Here is a 19348-nt window from a genome sequence, read left to right on the forward strand (position 1 = left end):
GCGGGGAGTGGGGAGGATTCGTAGGTCGTACCGGCACGTGCCTAAGAATATCGGTACGGCCGTTGGCTAATGTTCACGACATGACTTCTCGGACGCCGGACACCGCCGACAATCAGCTGATCGTGCGGCGAGCACGAACCTCCGACATCCCCGAGATCAAGCGCCTGATCGACATCTACGCCGGCAAGATCCTGCTCGAGAAGAACCTCGTGACCCTGTACGAATCCGTCCAGGAGTTCTGGGTGGCCGAACGCGACGGCAACGTGATCGGTTGTGGCGCAATGCACGTGCTGTGGGCCGACCTCGGCGAGGTACGCACGATCGCGGTCGATCCGTCGGCCAAGGGCCAGGGCGCGGGACACCACGTGGTGGCCAAGTTGATCGAGGTCGCGCGGGAACTCGAACTCGAGCGTCTCTTCGTTCTCACGTTCGAGGTGGACTTCTTCGGCAAGCACGGATTCGTCGAGATCGACGGCACACCCGTGACCGCCGAGGTCTACGCCGAGATGTGCCGCTCGTACGACACCGGTGTCGCCGAATTCCTCGATCTGAGCTACGTCAAGCCGAACACCCTCGGCAATACCCGAATGCTTCTCACCCTCTGAAATCCCAGTGCGTGAGACGGAAGTGCCCTGATCCCATTTTTTGTTCGACGAACCCGTCCCGAGAGAGCGAGAACATGTCCCTGTTCGTAGTGGAGTACACGTATTCGGCCGATACCGTCGCCGGACGCGACGAGCATCGCCCCGCCCACCGCGAGTGGCTCGGTGAGCTCGCCGAGCGCAAGACCGTCGTCTCGTCCGGCCCCTTCGCCGATGGCAGCGGCGCATTCATCATCGTCGACGCCGCCGATGCGGAGACCGTGGAACTGCTCTTCACCCACGACCCGTTCGCCCGCAACGGACTCGTGGCGGCCTCGCGGATCGTCGAATGGGTTCCGGTGCTCGGCGAATTCAGTTCCTGACTCACCGAGCACCGGACACCCTCGAGCACGACGCCCGGCGGAACTACTGCGCCGGCGTCGTGTTCCGCGTCTTGAGAAGGCTGGCGACGGTGGTCACTGCCAACACACCGAGGATGACGGCGAGCGAGAACACCGTCGACACCTCCGGCACGGCCACGTGCTCGCCGCCGTTGACGAAGCCCAGCGTGTTCTCGTGCAGGGCATGCAGCACGAGCTTGACGCCGATGAACGCCAGGATGATCGACAGGCCGTACGACAGGTACACCAGTCGGTCCAGCAGGCCGCCGATGAGGAAGTACAGCTGACGCAGACCCATCAGCGCGAACGCGTTGGCCGTGAAGACCAGGTACGGCTCCTGGGTGAGCCCGTAGATCGCGGGAATCGAGTCGAGCGCGAACAGCACGTCGGTGAATCCGATGGCGACCAGCGCGAGCAGCAGCGGCGTCACGACACGCTTGCCGTTGATTCGCGTGACGAGCTTGTCGCCGTCGTAGGTGTCCGTGGTGGGGAGGATCTTCTTCGCGACGGCGACGATCTTGCTGTCGCGTTCCTCCTCCACCTCTTTCTCGTGCCCGTGATCACGTACGAGCGTGTACGCGGTGTAGATGAGGAACGCACCGAACAGGTAGAACACCCAGCTGTAGGCGTTGATCGCCGCGGCACCGACCCCGATGAAGATTCCGCGCATCACCAGCGCCATCACGATGCCGATCAGCAGTACCTTCTGCTGGTATTCCCGCGGCACCGCGAAAGTTCCCATGATGATGACGAACACGAAGAGGTTGTCGACCGACAACGCCTTCTCGGTGACGTAACCGGCGAAATACTCGCCGCCGTACTGACTTCCCCACAACCACATCACGACCAGGCCGAACAAGATGGCGATACCGATGTAGACCGACGACCAGAACGCCGACTCACGGAATGTGGGGGCGTGCGGTGTGCGCACGTGCGCGAAGAAGTCGAAGACGAACAGTCCGAGAATCACCACACAGGTGATGACCCAGACCAGCGGTGACACATGCATGAACACAGACCTCCGGTAGACCTAGCGGGTACCGGAGGTCTCTCCCGCCGCGCCGGAACCTCGTGTCCGAGCGACTGACAGCCCCGGATCGGCAATGGTGCCGATCGTGTTGACGATGCTGCCACAGAGGTGGGGATACTCCCCTCCAATTCGGTGACCATTCAACCACACTGCGCGTGAATCGCCCATTTCGGACACGCGCGCCGGGCCCTACTCCTGGTCGGACGGCGCCTCGTTCGGGTCACCGCCGTGGATCGACCACAGCAGACCGTCCAGTTCCTCGGGCTTGATGAGCACCTCACGGGCTTTCGAGCCCTCGCTGGGGCCCACCACTCCCCTGGTCTCCATCAGGTCCATCAGCCGGCCTGCCTTCGCGAAACCGACACGCAGCTTCCGCTGCAGCATCGACGTGGACCCGAACTGACTGGAGACGACGAGTTCCACCGCCTGCAGCAGCACGTCCATGTCGTCGCCGATGTCGGGATCGACGTCCTTCTTCTCCCCGACCTTGGCGGCGGTGACGCCCTCGGTGTACTCCGGCTCCGCCTGGTTCTTGCTGAAATCGACGACCGCGGAGATCTCTTCATCGGTGATGAACGCGCCCTGCAGGCGTGTCGGCTTGCCTGCGCCCATCGGCAGGAACAGCCCGTCACCCATACCGATCAACTTCTCGGCGCCCGGCTGGTCCAGGATGACCCGCGAGTCCGTCAGGGACGACGTCGCGAAGGCGAGCCGTGACGGCACGTTGGTCTTGATCAGACCCGTCACGACGTCCACCGATGGCCTCTGTGTAGCCAGCACGAGGTGGATACCGGCGGCGCGCGCCTTCTGGGTGATGCGCACGATCGCGTCCTCGACGTCACGCGGCGCGGTCATCATGAGGTCCGCGAGTTCGTCGACGATGGCGAGGATGTACGGATACGGCCGGTAGACCCGTTCACTGCCGAGCGGCGCGGTGATCTCACCCGACTTCACCTTGGCGTTGAAGTCGTCGATGTGGCGCACCCGGTTGGCCTGCATGTCCTGGTAGCGCTGTTCCATCTCCTCCACGAGCCAGGCCAGCGCGGCTGCGGCCTTCTTCGGCTGGGTGATGATGGGTGTGATGAGGTGCGGAATGCCCTCGTAGGGCGTCAACTCCACCATCTTGGGGTCGATGAGGATCATTCGCACTTCGTCGGGTGTCGCACGGGACAGCAGCGACACCAGCATCGAGTTCACGAAGCTCGACTTACCGGAACCGGTGGAACCGGCGACGAGCAGGTGCGGCATCTTCGCGAGGTTGGCGCTGACGAAGTCGCCCTCGATGTCCTTGCCGAGACCGATCACCAGCGGGTGGTGGTCCTTGCGGGTGCTCGGGGCGGTGAGGACGTCGGCGAGGCGCACCATCTCGCGGTCCGAGTTGGGGACCTCGATGCCGACCGCGGACTTACCGGGGATCGGCGCGAGCAGGCGCACGTTGTCGGTGGCGACGGCGTACGCGATGTTGCGGGCGAGCGCGGTGATCTTCTCGACCTTCACACCCGGTCCGAGTTCCACCTCGTAGCGGGTGACGGTCGGGCCGCGGGTGAATCCGGTGACGGCCGCGTCGATCTTGAACTGCTCGAGGACCTCGGTGATGGCCTCGATCATCGCGTCGTTGGCGGAACTGCGCTTCTTCGGCGGATCGCCCTCGATGAGCAGCGACGTCGGCGGCAACGTGTAGTCGCCCTCGATCACCCGATCGGTCACGAATTTGTCGACGTCGGGCAGCGGTTCCGGTTCGGGTTCCGGCTTCGGGGCAGCGACCGGCTTGGCCTTGGCGCGCGCCGGTTTCGGCGCCGGGGCCGGCGACGGCACCGGTTCCGTGGCGGGCTCGGACTCCCAGAGCCCGAGCACCTCCGTCTTCGCGGTGTCGCTGACGTCGTACTCGTCGGTGGGATAGTTGTCGGCCGGGGCACCCCGGACCCCGGTCTTGAAATCGTCGACCGGGTAGCCGTCGGCATCGAACAGCGTGGGGTCGTATTCGCCGTCCTCGTAGTACTCGCTGTCGTAGTCGGCGTAGTGGTCGCGGCCGAACGACGTCCCGAAGTACGACTGCAGCTTGCCGGGCACCTCGCGGACCGTGGTTCCGGTCAGCAGCAGGACACCGAACAGTGCGGCCATCAGCAGCAGCGGCGCGGCGAGCCACACGGTCAGGCCGTCCGTCAGTGGTCCTCCCGCCGCGTACCCGACGAAACCGGCGCCGCGGGCCCTGCCCTCGGCGTCGGTGGGCGACCCGGTCGCGATGTGCCAGAGACCGAGGGCAGGCAGACCGACCAGCAGCGACCCCAGGACCAGCCGCGGCCGGATCTCGGGTTTCGGTTCGGTCCTCATCAGGATCACCGCGACGGCGACACCGATCAGGGGCAGGACGCCGGACGCCCCACCGAACACGGCGCGGACTCCGGTCTCGATCCACTCGCCCACCGGACCGCCTGCGGAGAACCAGATTCCGCCGGCGACGACGACGCTGATCGCGATCAATCCGAGCGCGATGCCGTCGCGCCGGTGACCCTGTTCGATCTCGGCAGCCTTGCCGACGGTGCGGGTGGTGGCCCCGACGCCCTTCGCCATGAGTGACCAGCCGGCACCGATCCCCCGGCCCACCGACTTGAGGGGGCCGGACGTCGACGACTTCTTCGCGGCGGGCCTCCGTGCGCCGCCGCGGGAGCCGCCACCGCGCGGCGAGGTCGACTTACGCGGAGTGCTGACCGTCCGGGTCGTGCGGGACTTGGGCTTGGACGGGGTCGAGCCGCCTCGCACGCCCGTCCTCGCCGTGGACGTCGTCGTGCTCGAACCGCGGGCGCTCGCCTTACCTGCCATGGCTCTCAGATTAGTCGCTACGGCACCTTCCGGACCATCCGCAACACCCGTAACACAGTGAGACCTGCGGCGAAATGCCCTCAGAACCCTCGGTCGAGGGAGGTCACGGCCTCGATGTCGGCGGCCTCACCGTCGGTCTCGATCCGTACCTGGTCCCTGCCGAACGCGTGCAGGGCGAGTTCCGACGGTTCACCGCGCAAAATCACCCGGCCGGCTCCGGCCTTACGGACGGTGGTCTGCTCTCCGGACGGCCGCTCGAGCACCACCGTCACCGGGGAGTGCCGGTAGCCGAGCTTCCCGACCTTCCGTGCGAGACCCCACAACGCGTCCTGGCGCTCGCCGGGCAGGACCCGCGGCTCCCATCCCTCGTGGGCGCGGCGCACGTCCTCGTGGTGGACGAACATCTCCCCCAGGTTCACCTGCGCGTCCACCCAGTACATCGGGGACCACATCGGCGGGCCCGACCGGACCTCGTCCAGCAGGCGGCTCCACGGACGTTTCGCCGTCTCGTTCTGGACGTGCTCCGTGTAGCCGGCGAGCCGACCCACGACGATGCCGGGGGCAGCGTCGAGGCGTCGTTCGCGCACGATCAGGTGGGCGGCCAGGTCCCGGTTGGTCCACGTCCCGCAGAGGGTCGGGGCGTCGGGACCGAATTCGGCCATCGAGTCGACGAGGGCGAGGCGTTCTTCTCGGGCGAAGGTCACCCGACCGAATCTACCTGCCGGAGAACTACTTGCCCTCCGCCGACGGCACCGCGATGACGGTCGGGACGATCATCGGCCGGCGACGGTACTTGTCCGCCACCCATTTGCCGACGACGCGCCGGATCGCCTGGGCGATGCGGTGAGCGTCGTTGATGCCCTCGGTGGCCAGTCGGAGGAGTTCCGCCTCGACCAGCTGAGCCGCATCCTTGAGGGCCGTGGGGTCGTCGGAGAATCCGCGTCCGGACACCTCGGGGGTGCTGACCGCACGACCCGTGTGGTCGTCGATGACGACGTTGATGGCGATGAACCCGCCCTCACCGAGGACCAGCCGGTCCGACAGCGTGGAGTCGCCGACGTCACCGACGGACAGTCCGTCGACGTAGACGTGCCCGACGGGAACCTGCCCGACGATCTCGGCGAGACCGTCGACCATGTCGACCACCACCCCGTCCTCGGCGAGCACGATCCGCTCCTCCGGCACGCCTGTCGCCTTCGCGAGGGCGGCGTTGGCGCGCAGGTGACGCCATTCGCCGTGGACCGGCATGGCATTGGTGGGCCGGACCGCGTTGTACAGGTACAGGAGCTCGCCCGCCGATGCGTGACCGGAGACGTGCACCTTCGCGCTCTGCTGGGTGACGACGGTGGCGCCGCGCTTGGCGAGTCCGTTGACGACGGCGAACACGGAGTTCTCGTTGCCGGGGATCAGCGAGGACGCCAGCACGACGAGGTCGTTGGCCCGGATGTTGATCTGCCGGTGCTCACCGCGGGCCATCCGCGACAACGCCGACAGCGGTTCACCCTGCGAACCGGTGGAGATGAGGACGAGCCGGTCGTCGGGCAGGTTGGCCGCGGTGTCGATGTCGACCACCAGGCCGTCCGGCACGGTCAGGTATCCGAGATCCTGCGCGATCTGCATGTTGCGGACCATCGACCGGCCCACGAACGCGACCCGCCGGTTGTACCGGTGGGCGACGTCGACGACCTGCTGGATGCGGTGCACGTGGCTGGCGAAGGAGGCCACGATCACACGCTGCTTCGCCTTGCCGATCACGTTGTCGAGCACTCCCCCGATCTCACGTTCAGGGGTGACGAAGCCTGGCACCTCGGCGTTGGTGGAGTCGACGAGGAACAGGTCGACGCCCTCGTCGCCGAGCCGCGAGAAGCCGGCGAGGTCGGTGAGCCTGCCGTCGAGCGGGAGCTGGTCGAGCTTGATGTCGCCCGTGTGCAGCACGACGCCGGCGTCGGTCCGGATCGCGACGGCGATGGCGTCGGGGATCGAATGGTTGACGGCGAAGTACTCGCACTCGAACGGACCGTGATCGGTGCGCTGCCCCTCGGCGACCTCGACGAGGTTGGGGCGCTGGCGGTGCTCACGGCACTTGGCCGCGACGAGCGCGAGCGTGAACCGCGAACCGACCACGGGCAGATCCGGCCGCAGGCGCAGCAGGAACGGGATGGCGCCGATGTGGTCCTCGTGACCGTGCGTGAGGACCACGGCCTCGACGTCGTCCATCCGGTCCTCGATGTGCCGGAAGTCCGGGAGGATCAGGTCGACACCCGGCTGCTGGTCTTCCGGGAACAGCACACCGCAGTCGACGATGAGCAGCTTCCCCTGGTGCTCGAAAACGGTCATGTTGCGACCGATCTCGCCGATACCGCCGAGTGCCACCACCCGCAGACCCTTGAACGGAGCCTTCGGCGGGGCGCCGAGCCGGGCCGTCGGATCGACCGACGCCGGGCGCGTGTCCTGACGCTTGTTGCCGCCGCCGCGCCTGCCGGAGCGGGACGACGACTTGCTGGCGGCGCCGCCCTTCGTGGAGGAGGTCTTCACGGGCGCGGACTTGGCCTGCTCCGACTTCGGAGCCGACGGCTGGTCTGCGACGACGGGCGCCGACTTCGTCGGCTCGCTCGCGGTGGGGGAAGGGGGACCGGCCTGACGGCTGGCGCTGCGACGACGAGGCGGTCGGGTCACGCGAGCACCCCCGCAGCGTGCAGATCGGCGGCCAGGAGGTCGAGCTGATCGTGAGTCGGTGCCACCTGCGGCAACCGGGGTTCGCCGACGTCCAGGCCGATCAGGCGCAGACCCGCCTTCGACGCGCTGACGCCGCCGAGACGCGCCACCGAGCGGATGACCGGAATCAGGCTGAGATTGATCGCGCGGGCGCGGGCGATGTCACCGGCCGCGAATGCCGTGTGCAGTTCGCGCAACCGGCCGGGCACGAGGTGCCCGATGACGCTGACGAATCCCGTCGCGCCCACCGACAGCCACGGCAGGTTGAGCGGATCGTCACCCGAGTAGAACTGGAGGTCCGTGGTACCGATCAGCTCGGCGCCCGCGTTGAGGTCGCCCTTGGCGTCCTTGACCGCGACGATCCGCGGGTTCTCGGCGAGGCGCCGGATGGTCTCCGTCTCGATGGGGACCACGGAGCGGGGTGGAATGTCGTAGAGCATGACCGGAAGGTCGGTGGCGTTGGCGACGGCGGTGAAATGCGCGAACAGTCCGGCCTGCGGCGGACGCGAGTAGTAGGGGGTGACGACGAGGAGGCCCTGCGCGCCCGCGCGGGCGGCGTCACGGGCGAGTTCGACACTGTGCGCGGTGTCATTGCTGCCCGCGCCGGCGATGATCTTCGCGCGGTTGCCCACCGCGTCGATGACTGCCCGGAGAAGCTCGAGCTTCTCGTTCTCGGTGGTCGTCGGCGACTCACCGGTCGTACCGGCGAGGACAAGGGAGTCGCACCCGTTGTCGACGAGGTACGCCGCGAGGCGGACACCGGCGTCGACGTCCAGCTTTCCGTCCGAGGTGAACGGCGTCACCATCGCTGTGGACACGGTGCCGAACGGACGCTCGACGGGAGAAGCGGAATCACCGTAGGTCATGGTCAGAAGGCTACCCGGTGACCCAGGTACTTTTGCACACCCATCACGCGTCGGCGGAAAACGTGCTCCGCGCCACCTCCGTGCCGTCGCCCCAGTCCAGTACCTCGAAGTCGCCGAAGACATTCGGCGCGGCCGCCTGCAGCTGCCTCAGGCACTCGACCGCCACCCGGCGAATCTCCACGTCGGCGTGCTCGGTGGCCCGCATCGAGACGAAGTGCCGCCACGCCCGGTAATTGCCGGTGACCACGACGCGGGTCTCCGTCGCGTTGGGCAGGACGGCCCTCGCCGCCTGCCTCGCCTGCTTGTTGCGCAGCGGCACGCTGGAGGTGTCCGCCAGTTTCGTTTCGAGGGCATCGAGGAGTTCGCCGTATGCCGTCCGGCTCGCGTCGGTGGCCTTCGCGAACAACTCCTCGAGTTCCGGGTCGCCGGCGATCGCGGGCGGGACGACGACATTGCCGTCGTTCTCGCGCACGAAGCGCTGCGACAGCTGCGAGTAGGAGAAGTGGCGGTGCCGGATCAACTCGTGAGTGCAGGACCGGGAGATGCCGGTGATGTAGAAGCTGACGGTGCCGTGTTCGAGGACCGACTCGTGCCCGACCTCGAGCAGATGGCGCAGATATCCGGCGTTGGTTGCTGTGCGGGGGTTGGGTTTGGACCAGCTCTGGTAGCACGCCCGGCCCGCGAACTCCGCCAGCGCTTCGCCGCCGTCGGCGTCGGTCTCCCACGGAATGTCAGCCGGCGGAAAGAACTCCGTCTTCGCGACGAGTTGCACCCTGAGCGGCACGGTCTGCGGCACTGCGCTGTTCCTCCTACCGAACTCCCTGGTCGGAAGTCCTCCTGAATGCATCGACCCTAGTCGCAGCGTTGATCGGGGTCTCGGTGTGCCCCGCCCCGGCAACGGCCCGGTTCCCGTGTGGTCACCCGCGCGTGTCACTCTTCGTCTCGCCCACACATTCCGTGGTGCCGCAGATTCGCGAGGGAGACTTCCTGTGCAGTACCGGACCGGCCGCGCACGCCGCGCCGTCGTGATCGCAGTTCTCGGGACCGCCGTTCTCGGGGCCGCTCCCCCGGCGTTCGCCGGGCCGCCCGCGACGGGACCGTCGGTTGCCGGGAGTCCGGCGCAGCCCGGGGCCGGGCAGCGCTCGCTCGGGCTCGAGGGTGCCCGAAATGCTCGTGACATCGGTGGATACCCGACGGCCGACGGTTCCGTCGTCCGTTCCGGTCTGGTGTTCCGCACGGACGCGCTCGAAAGGCTCACCCCGCGTGACCTCGCGCGGCTCGAATCCTCGAACGTGACGGTCGTCGACGACCTCCGCACGACGTACGAGCGGGCGCTCGCGCCGGACCGGCTTCCGGCCGGCGCAGCCGGGAACTGGTACGACGTGCTCGGGCAGTCGCCGATCGTCACTCTGGTCGACATGCCCGCCGCCTACCGCGCCTTCGTGACGGGTCCGGGGGCGAACGAGGCGTTCTCCGCGGTTCTCCACGACATCGCGGCGTCCGACGGCGCCGTGATCTACCACTGCAGCGCAGGCAAGGACCGCACCGGATGGGCGACGGCCGTGCTGCTCACCATCCTGGGGGTCCCGCGGGACACGGTCACCGCGGACTACCTGCTCAGCAACACCTACCGCGGGGCCGACCCGGAACATCCCGGACTGGACGGCGTCGACCAGGCGTGGCTCGACATCGCGTTCGACACGGCCGTCGCCAGGTACGGCAGCTTCGACGCCTACGTGTCGGAGGGGCTGAAGTTGTCCGAGGGCGACATCACCGAGCTGAAGTCACGACTGCTTGACTGACGTCACCTATGACGCCATGCTGGCGTCATGGACCTCGGCATCTACGTCTCCCGGCTGCGAGACGACCTGAACGCAGCAGCAGCACTCGGCGACGAGCAGACGCGTGCGACCGCGGCGGCGCTCGCTGCCGCGGTCGAACCCGCAGCCCGGCTGCTCCTCCTCTCGGCGCTCACTGATTTCGCGGGTGAAGTGTCGTCCGAACTGGGCAATCGCACCGTCGGTGTGCGACTGGACGGCAGCGAGGTGGCGGTCGACGTGCATCGCACACCCACTGCGCCGGGGCCGGAGGGGGAAGGGACGACGGCTGCCGAGGACATCGGTGCCGCCTTCGATGACGTCACCGGAGACATCAGCCGCGTCACTCTGCGTCTGATGGATCAGATCAAGTCGAAGGCCGAGGAGGCCGCCTCCCAGAACGGGGTGTCGCTCAATTCCTGGGTGTCGCAGGCGGTCCAGGGCGCGCTCAAGGACCAGATGCGCCGCAGCGGGAGAGACAATTTCTGAGCACCGGCGCACTCACTCCACGCGCCCGTCGGCGGCGGTGATGTAATTACGTCGCATCAGCCACACGGTGAGAGTCGCCACGGGCTCGAAGGAGCGAAGAACATGGCCGTTTCCGGCGTCAAGGAATTCGAGATCAAGGCCGATCCGGCCACGGTGATGGCCGCGATCGCTGCGGTGGATCGCCTGCCCGAGTGGTCCTCGGCCCACAAGTCGGTCACCATCGAGAGCACACACGACGACGGCCGCCCCCATCGAGTCCGGATGAGCGTCTCCATCCTCGGGATCAGCGACGAGCAGGTCGTCGACTACACGTTCGAGGGCGACGACACCGTGTCGTGGCACCTCGTCGAGAGCGGCCAGCAGAACGCCCAGGACGGCTCGTACGTCCTCACCGAGTCCGGCGCAGGCACCAAGGTCACCTTCGAGTTGACGGTCGATCCGAAGATCCCGCTGCCCGGGTTCCTCGTGAAGAAGGCACAGAAGACGGCACTCGAGACCGCGAGCAAGGGCCTGACGAAGTTCGTCGAGAGCCTGTAATTCCTCACTCTCCTCGCGGCCGCGCCGCCGCGGCCGCGAGGAGGGCACCGAGGTTGCCGCGATCGTCCACCCGGATGTCGTCCAGACCCAACCACGTTGCCATTCTTCGCAGTTCCGGGAGCAGCGCCTCCACCACGCGCCCCGGATTCCGGTCGGGTTCCACGAACGCGGATCGCACCTCGAGCGTTCCCGACGCGCGGTCGGCCTTGAGATCGACCCTCGCGACCAGTTCACCGTTCAGCAGGAACGGAAAGACGTAGTAGCCGTGGACACGTTTGTGCGCGGGGGTATAGATCTCGAGTCGGTACCGGAAGTCGAATATCCGCTCGGTCCGGGGACGGCAGAAGACCAGCGGATCGAACGGGCACAACAGCGCCGCCCCCTCCACCTTTCGGGGAATTCGGACGTCGCGGTGCACGAATGCCGGCGCATCCCAGCCGCGGACCCCGACCCGTTCGAGCACCCCGTCCTCGACGAGTTCCTCGATGGCCGAGGCGGTCTGCCCCGGCGACAGTCGGTAGTAGTCCCGCAGATCGGGCTCGGTAGCCACACCGAGGGCCCGCGCGGACCGCTGCACGAGCCCACGGACGGCGTCCTCCTCCGAGATTTCCTCGGCGAGTATCGCTTTCGGCAGCACACGTTCACTCAGGTCGTAGTGACGGGTGAAGGCGACCCGTTTGTCCACCGCCAACGCGCCGGACGCGAATAATTGCTCGCACACCACTTTGGTGTCGCTGCGATCCCACCACGGCCCCTTGCGGTCCGGACGGTCGACCTCGAGGTGTTTCTCCACGTCGCTCGCGCTGCACGCACCGACGGCGCCGATCACGTCGAGCACGTCGGCGGCGAGCGTGGGATTGCGGTCGAGTACGCGGGATTCGCCGGACCAGCGACCATGCCGGTACCGGTGCATCCGCCAGCGCATCAGCGGCCAGTCCTCGACGGGGATGAACGCGGCCTCGTGCGCCCAGTACTCCGCCAGCATCCGGGGTGCGCGGGCGGAATGCGACCACGCCGCCGAATCGACCAGCCCCCGGTCGTAGACACCGAGACGGCTGAACAGCGGGACGTAGTGGGCACGCACAGCCACCGACACCGAGTCGATCTGGAACAGCCGCACCCGGTCGAGGACCGAGCGGACGTGCCTGCGCGTCGGCGCCCCGGCCGGTTTCCTGTCGGCGAACCCCTGCGCCCAGAGCGCCGATCTCCGGGCCGCGGCAGCGGTCATCTCACGCATGACCGCAGCCTGCCATCAACCACCGACACGGTCCCGGCCGCGACGTCACGCATCCTCGGCCAGCGTGACCGCGACCGTCGCACCGAGTTCGTAACACCGCTCCCGCGCACTCGCGTCGAGCGATCCGGTCAGTTCCAGGATCTCCGCCACCTGCGTGAGTGCCAACCCGGTCACGATCTTCTGCACCGACTTCACGGCGCCGGCGGTGTCGTTGTTGCCGTGCACCCAGAGTCCGTAGGGACGTCCGGCGACCGCGTCGAGGCACGGGTAGTAGACGGTGTCGAAGAAATGCTTCAGCGCACCGGACATGTAGCCGAAGTTGGCGGACGTCCCGAACAGGAACCCGTCGGCTGCCAGGACGTCGGGCACGGTCGCGCCGAGAGCGGGGATCGACTTCACCTCGACGCCGTCGATGTCGGGATCGCGCGCGCCTTTCAGCACGGCTTCGAGGCACTCACGGGTCACCGGTGACGGTGTGTGGTGGACGACGAGTAGTGACTTCACAGTCGTCAGCGTACGACCGCGTCCGTCACCTACCGGCCGGGCTCACCTTCCCGTTCCACGCGTTCGAGTTCCACGGCCCGTTTCATCGTCTCCCGGGCCCTGCCGCGGTCGCCGGCGTAGTCGTAGGCGCGGGCGAGGCGGTACGAGTTCCGCCAGTTGTCCGGATCTGTTTCCCACTCGGACTTGATCTGCTGGAAGAGTGCGTCGGCGGCGTCCCGGTCGATGCGGCCCGAGGGTCGCTTCGGCAGATCGCTGACGTCCAGTTCGAGTCCCTCGTCGGCGATCCGGCGGGACAGGTGCTGATGCTGGAATCCGGCACGCAGCGTGGCGTAAACGATCCAGGCGCCCAGGAACGGCAGGATCAGGACGCCGACACCCAGGCCGATCGCGGCTGCTCCGCCGTCCTGGATCAACTCGATCCCGCGCCGGCCGAGAAGGACGAAGTAGAACGCCAGCGCCGCGACCAGCAGTCCGATCGTGACGACGGTCTTGGTCGAGCCGTCCTTCACAGGTCGAGAAGGGGGTCGATACCGACGGTCAGACCGGGGCGGGAGCCGATCTCCCGCACCCCGAGCAGGACGCCGGGGGCGAAGGAATTGCGATCGATCGAATCGTGCCGGATGGTCAGCGTCTCGCCCTGCGTGCCGAGGATGACCTCCTGATGGGCGACGAGACCTGCCAGCCGCACGGAATGAACCCGCACGCCGTCCACGTCGGCGCCGCGCGCACCGTCCAGTTCGGTGGTCGTTGCGTCGGGGCTCGGCCCCACGCCTGCCTTGCGGCGCGCCTCCGAGATGAGGGCGGCGGTCCGGTAGGCGGTGCCGGACGGCGCGTCCGCCTTGTTGGGGTGGTGCAACTCGATGACCTCGACGGAATCGAAGAATCGTGCCGCCGCCTCGGCGAAGCGCATGGAGAGAACGGCACCGATCGCGAAGTTCGGGGCGATCAGGACACCGACCTCGGGCCGCTCCGACACCCACGACCGCACCGTGTCGAGCCGGGCGTCGTCGAACCCCGTGGTGCCCACGACCGCATGAATACCGTTGGACACGAGGAACTTCAGGTTGTCCATCACCACGTCGGGGTGGGTGAAGTCGACGACGACCTTCGTGCCGGTCTCGACGAACGTCTCCAGCCTGTCGCCGTGGTCGACCTCCGCGACGAGTTCGAGGTCCGGTGCCTGCTCCACCGCCTCGCAGATCGCTCGGCCGACCTTGCCCTTGGCCCCGAGAACCCCGACCCTGATGGGTGTTGCTGCGCTCACTTCTCCACGCTCCGTCCAGTCACAACGATTCGCCCGAAAGCCTACGCAATCGCCGGGTGCCGACCGTTGCGCAGGGCCGGGGCAGGAGACCTGCGTCTCGTCGTCAGACGCGACCGGCCTCGTACTCGGGGTGCCAGTGCGGTGATCGGCCGAGCAGCGACAGCACCACGTCGAAATCGGCGGAGTCTGGGCCGGTCGGCAGGCCGGGCGCGAACGCGGCCCCCTCGCGCATCCGGTCCGCCCCGTCCGGCACGAGACGTGCGATGGGGAGAACCGCGGCCACCATGCCGGATTCGGGCGCGAAGTCGAGCCCGAGTGACCGGGCGACGTCCCACGAATGGACGACGTAGTCGAGGAAGTGGAACCCGACGGCCGTGGCTGCGGGGAACGGGAACTCGGTGCTGATCTCCGGCAACCAGAACTGCCGCTTCCCGACGCCGTCCCGGGCGAAGGCCTCGATGACGGCGCCGGCCGCCGAGCGGTACGCGGCAACGGGATCCGCCGACGCGTGCGGCCGCCAGTTCGACAGGTCGGGACCGCCGCCCGCGGCCGCCGCGGCGAATCCCCGGTGCTGCACGGTCATGTGGGCCAGCAGTTCCCCGAGAGTCCACTCCGAACACGGTGTCGCGCGCTGCAGATCGTCGCGCGTCACCTGCGACACGAACTCCGCACTCGATTGCACGGCGCGGCGATCCCAGCGCCGGACCTCGTCCACATCCATTGTCGGCACCTCGTCACTCGACTCAAATTGATATGCGTTCGCTTATCATCTACCTATGTAGATGATCGGTCAAGGTGTATTTTCTGCGATATGCCCAGCCTCGACCCGACGAACGGACAGCACCAACGCACCCGCCCCGACCTCGCGGCGATGACGACCGCCCTGAACCGTTCGCTGGTGGCGGCTGAACTCCCCGTGCTCGCGGAGCACGGGCTGACCATGTGGGGATACGTCGTGCTCCTGGCACTCGACGAGCATCCGCTGCGCACCCAGGCCGCGCTCGCGGAGGCGATCGGCGCCGACAAGACCCGGATCATCGGCGTGCTCGACGAACTGCAGGACCGTGGCCTGATCGACCGGCAGCGCGATCCCGCGGACCGCCGGGCGCGCCTGCTGTCGCTGACTCCTGCCGGGCACGACGTGCGCGATTCGGCGCAGGCGGCGATCCGGCGGGGCGAGGAGCGGCTCTTGGCCAGGTTGCCGGAGCGCGACCGCGAGAGATTCCTGGCCGGTCTGATTGCGCTGTCGGCGCTGCCGGTCGAGGATGTCACCGGGCGACCGGGCGACTCCCCCTGACGGAATCCGCGCCGGTTCGCCTCAGCCCTGCCGGAGCGCGTCCACGGCCTTGACGATCCGGCGCTGCCGGGTCTCGTCCGTCTTGGCGCCCTCGATCGAGAGCACGTGCCGCCGCTGATTGCTGTACGACAGTGCATCGAACGCCGTCCTCGCGTCCGGCTCCCGCTCGAGCGCCGCGGCGAAGTCGGGCGGAACCGTGACGACCCTGGGTTCGGTGTCGAGTTCGACGTCGACGTCCACCTCGTTGCCTGCCGCGACCCCCGCACCTGCCCTGTTCTCGGCGCTGAGCGGAATCATGAACACGCCACCCATCGGCGCGACCGTGGTGCGGTAGGTGTGACCGCCGATCGTGACCCGGACCGCGGGGCGCTTACCCGACCCCAGTTCCGCGACGACGTCCTCGGGGATCCGGAAACCGGTCGCGGTCTTGCCGCCCAACTCGATGGTGGTGCGAAACCTCATGGGCAGAATTCTGCCCGCGACCGGCCCGCCGGGTCAGTCGAACACGATGATCTGCCGGATCGCCTTGCCGTCGGCGAGTTCGTCCATGCCGCGGTTGATGTCGTTCAGCGTGATGCGAGAGGAGATGAGTTTCTCCACGGGTAGCTTCCCGGCGCGCCAGAGGTCCTCGTAGATCGGGATGTCCCGGGACGGCACCGCCGACCCGAGGTAGCTGCCGATGATGGTGCGGGCCTCGGCCACCAGGGTGAGCGGCGAGATCGACGACAGCGCGTCGGGGGACGGCAAGCCGACGGTGATCGTCCTGCCACCGGGAGCGGTCGCGCGAACAGCCGATTCGAACGCGCGCGCGTTTCCGGCGGCTTCGATGACGATGGGCGCCCGGACACCGGCCTCCTCGAGCTCCGCAGGGGTGTAGACAGCCGTCGCGCCGAGTTCGCGGGCGGTCTGCAGCTTCTCGGGAACGGCGTCGACGCCGATGACCTCGCCGACTCCCAGGGAGACCGCTGTCAGGATCGCGGCCATCCCCACCCCGCCGAGTCCGACGACCATCACAGCCTGGCCGGGTTGCGGATCGCCCGCGTTGAGGACGGCGCCGCCGCCGGTGAGGACGGCGCATCCGAGTACGGCCGCTACCTCGGCGGGGACGTCGTCGCCGACGGGAACGACCGAGCGGCGGTTGACGACTGCGTGCGTCGCGAATCCGGACACCCCGAGGTGGTGGTGGACGGTGTCGCCGCCGCGGTGCAGTCGCGCTCCCCCGTCGAGCAGGGTTCCGTCGTTGTTGGCACCGGTGCCGGGCACGCACGGCATCCGGCCGTCGGTGGCGCAGCCCTCGCACTCCCCGCAGCGTGGGAGGAACGTCATGACGACGCGCTGTCCGACCGCGACATCGTCGACTCCGGCGCCGAGTTGGGTGATCAGCCCCGCGGCCTCGTGCCCGAGCAACATCGGGACCGGGCGCACCCGGTTGCCGTCGACGACGGACAGGTCGGAGTGGCACAGTCCCGCGGCCTCGATCCTGACGAGGATCTCGCCCTCGCCGGGCTCGTCGAGGTCGAGTTCGGAGATCGAGATCGGTGCCGACTCGGCGAACGGGCGCGTTCTCCCGATCTCCTCGAGTACCGCTCCACGGATCTTCATCTCGGGCTTCTCCTCTTGTTTTCGGCGAATCCTCGTTACCGCACGATGCCGCGCACCGAGGCCGGCAGGTCACGCTTGCGACGATACGGTCCGACGACGGCGGCTCCGAACGGGCGCTGCAGCAGGACTCGCGCGACGTCGCGCACCTCGTCGGTGGTGACCGCGTCGATCTTGCTCAAGGTTTCGCTGATGCTGCGGTGATTGCCGTAGTTGAGTTCGCTGCGACCGATGCGGTGCATCCGGGAGCCCGAATCCTCCAGTCCCAGAACCAGTCCGCCGCGCAGCGATCCCTTGGCGCGGGCGCACTCGGCGTCGGTGATGCCCTCGGTGGCGACGTTCGACAGCACCTCCCGGATCACCGTGGTGACCTCGCCGAGGTTCTCGGGCTGGCATCCGGCGTAGATCGAGAACGCGCCGGTGTCGGAGAACGTGTCGATGCCCGAGTACACGGAATACGCGAGGCCCCGGATCTCCCGCACTTCCTGGAAGAGCCGGGAACTGAGTCCGCCACCGACCGCGGCGTTGAGCACCGACAGCGCCCAGCGGTGCGACTCGTGGCGCCCGAACGCGCGCACCCCGAGGGAGAGGTGCACCTGTTCGCTGTCCCTGTTGGTCAGGCTGAGTGTCGGCTCCGTCCGCAGGCGCAGCGTCCCTGCGCGTCGGGGGGCGGGCTCGGACGCCGATTCGAGATGCCCGGCGAACGCGCGCCGGACCAGCTCGACCGTCGGTTCGTGCTCCACGTTGCCGGCGACCGCCACCACCATGCGCGGCGGCGTGTAGCGCCGCACGTGGAAGGAGTGGAGTTGGGTACGGGTCATCGATTCGATGGATTCGACGCTGCCGATGACGGGCCTGCCGACGGGATGGTCGCCGTAGAGCGCGGTCAGGAACGCGTCGCCGAGGAGGTCTTCCGGGTCGTCGTCGCGCATCGAGATCTCTTCGAGGACCACCTGGCGTTCCACGTCGACGTCGGCGGACCGGCAGCGGCCCCGCAGCACGACGTCACTGACGAGGTCGATGGCGAGGGGCAGGTCGTCGTCGAGCACGTGCGCGTAGAAACAGGTGTGTTCCTTGGACGTGAACGCGTTGAGCTCGCCGCCGACGCCGTCCATCACCTGCGCGATGTCGAGGGCGCTGCGCGACGGCGTGGCCTTGAACAGGAGATGCTCGAGGAAGTGCGCGGCCCCGGCGACGGTGGGCTGTTCGTCGCGTGATCCGACACCCACCCAGACGCCCACGGACGCGGAGCGGACACCGGGAACGTATTCGGTGACCACCCGGAGCCCGCCGGGAAGCACGGTGCGCCGGACGCCGGCATCCGGCTCGTGGAGGGTCGGCGCTTGGGTCAGTGCGGCAGTGCGGCTGCGATCGATCTTGGCCATGTAGTGGTTCAGCAGTCCTCGAAAGCTGGGCGTCGTCGAACGGCAAACTTTACACGCGGCACCCGGCCGTCGGTCACCAGCCTCGGCGATGTGGTTGCGAGCCGATCAGCTCGCCGTTCCGGGCGACGTCGCGACTGCGGTAGACGATGTAGGGGCGGAACAGATAGGCCACGGGGGCGCTGAACGCGTGCACGAGCCGGGTGAACGGCCAGAGCGCGAACAACACCATCGCGATCGCGACATGGATGTGGAAGGCGAGCGAGGCCTGGGCCATGAGGTCGCCGCGGGGCTGCAGAATCCAGATCGACCGGAACCACGGCGACACCGTCTCGCGATAGTTGCTCTCCTCCCCGACGACGCCGGATCCGAGCAGGGTCGTCGCCAGCCCCGCGACGATCGCGGCGAGCAGCACCGCGTACATCAGCTTGTCGTTCCAGGTGGTCGCCGTGAACACCGGACCCCGGGTGCGGCGCCGGTAGACCAGGATGAGAGCACCGGACAGGGTCGCCACACCCGCGATCGCACCGAGCACGAGGGCCTGAACGTGATAGACGTGCTCGCTCATCCCCATCGCGTCGGTCCACGACTGCGGGATGACGAGGCCGATGACGTGGCCGGCGATCACGACGAGGATGCCGAAGTGGAACAGCGGGCTGCCGATCCGCAGCAACCGGCTCTCGTAGAGCTGCGAGGAGCGGGTTGTCCAGCCGAACTTGTCGTAGCGGTACCGCCACCACGTGCCGACCACGAAGATCGCCAGGGTCACGTACGGCACGATGTCCCAGAAGAGTTCACCGGCAGACATG

Annotated in this window: 21 protein-coding genes; 6 read left to right on the top strand and 15 right to left on the bottom strand. The window is 67.9% G+C overall.

The genetic code is table 11. The features are described from left to right. Positions 1–80 precede the first annotated feature (80 nt). Both WKC72_RS26860 and WKC72_RS26865 read left to right on the top strand, forming a co-directional pair. Positions 81–605, top strand: a complete 525-nt coding sequence (locus WKC72_RS26860) for an amino-acid N-acetyltransferase (RefSeq protein ID WP_037232537.1) — start codon at positions 81–83, stop codon at positions 603–605. A 74-nt stretch (positions 606–679) separates the two neighbouring features. Then, positions 680–964 carry a YciI family protein gene (locus WKC72_RS26865; protein WP_005240736.1) on the top strand — a complete coding sequence of 95 codons (285 nt, stop codon included), beginning with the start codon at positions 680–682 and terminating at the stop codon, positions 962–964. 43 nt (positions 965–1007) lie between these two features. Here the strand turns inward: WKC72_RS26865 and WKC72_RS26870 are convergent, their stop codons facing one another. The 6 genes from WKC72_RS26870 to thyX form a co-directional block, all read right to left on the bottom strand. After that, a complete protein-coding gene (locus WKC72_RS26870) occupies positions 1008–1991 on the bottom strand; it encodes a TerC family protein (RefSeq protein ID WP_009480008.1) in 984 nt (327 codons plus the stop codon). Between the two features lie 210 nt (positions 1992–2201). Beyond that, positions 2202–4832, bottom strand: coding sequence for a DNA translocase FtsK (locus tag WKC72_RS26875; RefSeq protein WP_370180371.1), 2631 nt, complete (start codon positions 4830–4832; stop codon positions 2202–2204). 80 nt (positions 4833–4912) lie between these two features. Beyond that, positions 4913–5536 (bottom strand): TIGR03085 family metal-binding protein, encoded by a 624-nt coding sequence (locus WKC72_RS26880; RefSeq protein ID WP_370180372.1) that lies wholly within the window; start codon positions 5534–5536, stop codon positions 4913–4915. Between the two features lie 25 nt (positions 5537–5561). After that, entirely contained in the window at positions 5562–7508 is a 1947-nt protein-coding gene (locus WKC72_RS26885) for a ribonuclease J (RefSeq protein ID WP_370180373.1), read from the bottom strand. Next, positions 7505–8413 (bottom strand): 4-hydroxy-tetrahydrodipicolinate synthase, encoded by a 909-nt coding sequence (gene dapA, locus WKC72_RS26890; protein WP_005261164.1) that lies wholly within the window; start codon positions 8411–8413, stop codon positions 7505–7507. Before dapA ends, WKC72_RS26885 begins: the two co-directional genes overlap by 4 nt. 43 nt (positions 8414–8456) lie before the next feature. Beyond that, positions 8457–9209 carry an FAD-dependent thymidylate synthase gene (gene thyX / locus WKC72_RS26895; RefSeq protein WP_128638894.1) on the bottom strand — a complete coding sequence of 251 codons (753 nt, stop codon included), beginning with the start codon at positions 9207–9209 and terminating at the stop codon, positions 8457–8459. 193 nt (positions 9210–9402) lie between these two features. Here thyX and WKC72_RS26900 point away from each other — a divergent pair, with 193 nt between their 5' ends. The 3 genes from WKC72_RS26900 (at position 9403) to WKC72_RS26910 (ending at position 11256) form a co-directional block, all read left to right on the top strand. Next, positions 9403–10215, top strand: a complete 813-nt coding sequence (locus WKC72_RS26900) for a tyrosine-protein phosphatase (protein WP_370180374.1) — start codon at positions 9403–9405, stop codon at positions 10213–10215. Positions 10216–10242: 27 nt separating this feature from the next. Further along, positions 10243–10719, top strand: coding sequence for a toxin-antitoxin system HicB family antitoxin (locus tag WKC72_RS26905; RefSeq protein WP_037232552.1), 477 nt, complete (start codon positions 10243–10245; stop codon positions 10717–10719). A gap of 102 nt (positions 10720–10821) precedes the next feature. Further along, positions 10822–11256 (top strand): SRPBCC family protein, encoded by a 435-nt coding sequence (locus WKC72_RS26910; RefSeq protein WP_005240727.1) that lies wholly within the window; start codon positions 10822–10824, stop codon positions 11254–11256. A 4-nt stretch (positions 11257–11260) separates the two neighbouring features. Here the strand turns inward: WKC72_RS26910 and WKC72_RS26915 are convergent, their stop codons facing one another. The 5 genes from WKC72_RS26915 to WKC72_RS26935 form a co-directional block, all read right to left on the bottom strand. Beyond that, positions 11261–12493, bottom strand: a complete 1233-nt coding sequence (locus WKC72_RS26915) for a winged helix-turn-helix domain-containing protein (protein ID WP_370180375.1) — start codon at positions 12491–12493, stop codon at positions 11261–11263. Positions 12494–12538: 45 nt separating this feature from the next. After that, a complete protein-coding gene (locus tag WKC72_RS26920) occupies positions 12539–12997 on the bottom strand; it encodes a flavodoxin family protein (protein ID WP_037232556.1) in 459 nt (152 codons plus the stop codon). Positions 12998–13026: 29 nt separating this feature from the next. Continuing rightward, complete coding sequence (locus WKC72_RS26925) at positions 13027–13506, bottom strand: hypothetical protein (protein ID WP_037232557.1); 480 nt, start codon at positions 13504–13506, stop codon at positions 13027–13029. Further along, positions 13503–14261: a 4-hydroxy-tetrahydrodipicolinate reductase gene (gene dapB, locus WKC72_RS26930; protein WP_370180376.1), complete on the bottom strand. Its 759-nt coding sequence runs from the start codon at positions 14259–14261 to the stop codon at positions 13503–13505. The genes WKC72_RS26925 and dapB overlap by 4 nt, the downstream gene beginning before the upstream one ends. 103 nt (positions 14262–14364) lie before the next feature. Further along, the gene (locus WKC72_RS26935) at positions 14365–14982 is read right to left on the bottom strand and encodes a TIGR03086 family metal-binding protein (RefSeq protein ID WP_370180377.1); all 618 of its coding nucleotides are present in this window, start codon (positions 14980–14982) and stop codon (positions 14365–14367) included. A 90-nt stretch (positions 14983–15072) separates the two neighbouring features. Between WKC72_RS26935 and WKC72_RS26940 the strand changes: the two genes are divergently transcribed. Beyond that, a complete protein-coding gene (locus WKC72_RS26940; RefSeq protein WP_370180378.1) occupies positions 15073–15558 on the top strand; it encodes a MarR family winged helix-turn-helix transcriptional regulator in 486 nt (161 codons plus the stop codon). Positions 15559–15579: 21 nt separating this feature from the next. On the opposite strand, the gene WKC72_RS26945 is transcribed toward WKC72_RS26940, so the two are convergent. The 4 genes from WKC72_RS26945 to narI form a co-directional block, all read right to left on the bottom strand. Further along, entirely contained in the window at positions 15580–16020 is a 441-nt protein-coding gene (locus tag WKC72_RS26945) for a YdeI/OmpD-associated family protein (RefSeq protein ID WP_370180379.1), read from the bottom strand. Between the two features lie 33 nt (positions 16021–16053). Continuing rightward, positions 16054–17160, bottom strand: a complete 1107-nt coding sequence (locus WKC72_RS26950) for an alcohol dehydrogenase catalytic domain-containing protein (RefSeq protein ID WP_268790837.1) — start codon at positions 17158–17160, stop codon at positions 16054–16056. A gap of 35 nt (positions 17161–17195) precedes the next feature. Further along, on the bottom strand, positions 17196–18542 hold the full coding sequence (locus tag WKC72_RS26955; RefSeq protein WP_037232568.1) for a pitrilysin family protein: 1347 nt from the start codon (positions 18540–18542) through the stop codon (positions 17196–17198). Between the two features lie 73 nt (positions 18543–18615). Continuing rightward, on the bottom strand, positions 18616–19347 hold the full coding sequence (gene narI / locus WKC72_RS26960) for a respiratory nitrate reductase subunit gamma (protein ID WP_370180380.1): 732 nt from the start codon (positions 19345–19347) through the stop codon (positions 18616–18618). Between the last annotated feature and the right edge of the window lies 1 nt (position 19348).

Origin of the sequence: Rhodococcus wratislaviensis (genome assembly GCF_041228765.1) — a bacterium.
GTDB classification, from domain to species: Bacteria; Actinomycetota; Actinomycetes; order Mycobacteriales; family Mycobacteriaceae; genus Rhodococcus_F; species Rhodococcus_F wratislaviensis.

Excerpts from the sequence above, each read along its gene's own strand:
- WKC72_RS26860 (WP_037232537.1), top strand. The coding sequence starts at position 81 with ATGACTTCTCGGACGCCGGACACCGCCGACAATCAGCTGATCGTGCGG.
- WKC72_RS26865 (WP_005240736.1), top strand. The coding sequence starts at position 680 with ATGTCCCTGTTCGTAGTGGAGTACACGTATTCGGCCGATACCGTCGCC.
- WKC72_RS26870 (WP_009480008.1), bottom strand. The coding sequence starts at position 1,991 with ATGCATGTGTCACCGCTGGTCTGGGTCATCACCTGTGTGGTGATTCTC.
- WKC72_RS26875 (WP_370180371.1), bottom strand. The coding sequence starts at position 4,832 with ATGGCAGGTAAGGCGAGCGCCCGCGGTTCGAGCACGACGACGTCCACG.
- dapA (WP_005261164.1), bottom strand. The coding sequence starts at position 8,413 with ATGACCTACGGTGATTCCGCTTCTCCCGTCGAGCGTCCGTTCGGCACC.
- WKC72_RS26905 (WP_037232552.1), top strand. The coding sequence starts at position 10,243 with ATGGACCTCGGCATCTACGTCTCCCGGCTGCGAGACGACCTGAACGCA.
- WKC72_RS26910 (WP_005240727.1), top strand. The coding sequence starts at position 10,822 with ATGGCCGTTTCCGGCGTCAAGGAATTCGAGATCAAGGCCGATCCGGCC.
- WKC72_RS26915 (WP_370180375.1), bottom strand. The coding sequence starts at position 12,493 with ATGCGTGAGATGACCGCTGCCGCGGCCCGGAGATCGGCGCTCTGGGCG.
- WKC72_RS26935 (WP_370180377.1), bottom strand. The coding sequence starts at position 14,982 with ATGGATGTGGACGAGGTCCGGCGCTGGGATCGCCGCGCCGTGCAATCG.
- WKC72_RS26940 (WP_370180378.1), top strand. The coding sequence starts at position 15,073 with ATGCCCAGCCTCGACCCGACGAACGGACAGCACCAACGCACCCGCCCC.
- WKC72_RS26945 (WP_370180379.1), bottom strand. The coding sequence starts at position 16,020 with ATGAGGTTTCGCACCACCATCGAGTTGGGCGGCAAGACCGCGACCGGT.
- WKC72_RS26950 (WP_268790837.1), bottom strand. The coding sequence starts at position 17,160 with ATGAAGATCCGTGGAGCGGTACTCGAGGAGATCGGGAGAACGCGCCCG.
- WKC72_RS26955 (WP_037232568.1), bottom strand. The coding sequence starts at position 18,542 with ATGGCCAAGATCGATCGCAGCCGCACTGCCGCACTGACCCAAGCGCCG.
- narI (WP_370180380.1), bottom strand. The coding sequence starts at position 19,347 with ATGTCTGCCGGTGAACTCTTCTGGGACATCGTGCCGTACGTGACCCTG.